This is a genomic window from Pseudomonas wayambapalatensis, assembly GCF_049942315.1.
GTDB classification, from domain to species: domain Bacteria; phylum Pseudomonadota; class Gammaproteobacteria; order Pseudomonadales; family Pseudomonadaceae; genus Aquipseudomonas; species Aquipseudomonas wayambapalatensis.
Window position 1 is genome coordinate 1 of record NZ_JBNFMU010000071.1, and the last position, 2,538, is coordinate 2,538.

Below are 2,538 nucleotides of genomic sequence, written 5' to 3' on the forward strand. Positions count from 1 at the left end.
TGACCCGCAGCGTCGGCTGGTTCACCAGCGTATTCCCGCTGCGCCTGACCCCGGCGGCAGGCCTGGGCGACTCGCTCAAGCAGATCAAGGAGCAGTTGCGCGCGATCCCCGACAAAGGCCTGGGCTTCGGCGTGCTGTCGCAGCTTGCCGCGCCGCAGGTGCGCGAGCGACTGGCTGGCCTGCCGACCCCGTCGATCACCTTCAACTACCTGGGCCAGTTCGATGCCAGTTTCGCCAGCGGCGAGGCGGCGTTCTGGCTGCCCTGTGACGAGGCCCGTGGTGCCGAGCAACACCCCGACGCGCCCCTGGCCAACGCGCTGAGCGTCAACGGCCAGGTGTTCGATGGCGAATTGAGCCTGGGCTGGACCTTCAGCGATGCGCGCTTCGACAGCCACACCATCCAGGCCCTGGCCGATGCCTATACCCAGGCGTTGCTGGCCTTGATCGAGCACTGCTGCCAACCCCAGTCAGGCGGTCTGACCCCTTCGGACGTGCCACTGGCCCGCTTGTCCCAGGCCCAGCTGGACGCCTTGCCAATGGCGGCCGCCAGTGTCCAGGACCTCTATCCGTTGTCGCCGATGCAACAGGGCATGCTGTTCCACAGCCTCTACGAGCAGGCCAGCGGTGACTACGTCAACCAGATGCGTGTGGACATCGACGGGCTGGACCCGCTGCGCTTCCGCGATGCCTGGCAGGCTACGCTGCTCAACCATGACATCCTGCGTACCGGTTTCCTCTGGCAAGGTGGGCTGAGCCAGCCGCTGCAGGTGGTGGCACGCCAGGTCGAAGTACCGTTCGCGCTGCACGACTGGCAGGGCCGCGCCGACCAGGCTGGCGCACTGGACGCACTGGCATTGGCCGAGCGTGCCCAGGGCTTCGACCTGGAGCAGGCGCCGCTGCTGCGCGTACAACTGATCGCCACGGCGCCGGGCCGTCATCACCTGTTGTTGACCCACCATCACATCCTGATGGATGGCTGGAGCCATTCGCAGCTGCTCGGCGAAGTCCTGGCGCGCTACGCCGGTGAGACGGTGGCCGCGCCGATCGGGCGCTACCGCGACTACATCGCCTGGCTGCAGGTGCAGGACGCCGAGGCGTGCGAGGCGTTCTGGCGCCAGCAACTGGCGGAGCTCGACGAGCCGACCCACCTGGCCCGTGCCATCCGCCAGGAGCCCCGAGCGGGCGGCGCCGCCCATGGCGACTACCGCATCGCCGTGGACGAGGCCGTCACTGCGCGCCTGGCGAACTTTGCCCGTGAGCAGAAAGTCACCCTCAACACCCTGGTACAGGCGGCCTGGCTGTTGTTGCTGCAGCGCTACACCAGCCAGGCGAGCGTGTGCTTCGGCGCGACGGTAGCCGGGCGTCCGGCGGAGTTGCCGGGCATGGAGCAGCAGATGGGGCTGTTCATCAACACCTTGCCGGTGGTCGCCACGCCGACTCCGCAACAGACCGTGGCCGACTGGCTGCAGGCCGTACAGGCGCGCAACCTGGCGCTGCGCGAGTTCGAGCATGCGCCGTTGTACGAGATCCAGCGCCTGGCAGGGCAGGGCGGTGGCGCCCTGTTCGACACGCTGCTGGTGTTCGAGAATTTCCCGGTCTCTGAAGTGCTGGAGCAGGCCGCGCCCGAGGCGCTGCGCTTCGACGCGGTGAGCAACCACGAGCAGACCAGCTACCCGCTGACCCTGGCGGTCAACCAGGGGACGAGCCTGCTGCTGCACTACAGCTACGACGGCGACAGCTTCGAGGCGGCGACCATCGAGCGCCTGGCCGCGCACCTGGGCCTGCTGCTGGAAGGCCTGGCCGTGTCGGCCACACGGGCCTTGGGCGAGGTGTCGATGCTCGACGCCCATGAGCGTGCCTTGCCGTTGGAGGTGTGGAACGCCACGGCGGTCGAGTACCCGCTGGAGCACAGCGTCCAGGCGCTGATCCAGCGCCAGGTCGAGGCCACGCCGGAGGCTACGGCGCTGGTGTTCGGCGAGCGTCAGCTCAGCTACCGCCAGCTCGATGCCCTGGCCAACCAGTGGGCGCACCGCCTGCAGGCGGCAGGCGTGGGCCCGGATGTGCTGGTGGGGGTGGCGGCCGAGCGCAGCGTGGAAATGGTCGTGGCGCTGCTGGCGGTGATCAAGGCCGGTGGCGCCTACGTGCCGCTGGACCCGGAATACCCGCGCGAGCGCCTGGCCTACATGATCGAGGACAGCGGCATCGAACTGCTGCTGACCCAGTCGCACCTGCGCGAGCAGTTGCCGCTGCCGCAGGGCCTGGAGTGCCTGCTGCTCGACCAGCCACTGAGCGGCTATGCCGAGCAGGCACCGGTGATCGAAGTCACTGGCGAGAACCTGGCCTACGTGATCTACACCTCCGGCTCCACCGGCAAGCCCAAGGGCGCGGGCAACCGCCACCGGGCGTTGACCAACCGCTTGTGCTGGATGCAGCAGGCTTATGGCCTGACTACCGGGGACCGGGTGCTGCAGAAGACCCCGTTCAGCTTCGACGTGTCGGTGTGGGAGTTCTTCTGGCCGCTGATGACCGGCGCTTGCC

General features: G+C 68.4%; 1 protein-coding gene. It reads left to right on the plus strand.

Going from position 1 to position 2,538, the window contains the following annotated elements:
* Positions 1-2,538 (plus strand): condensation domain-containing protein (locus tag ACPZMI_RS02585; RefSeq protein WP_426351614.1); only part of this gene is annotated, 2,538 nt, incomplete at both ends.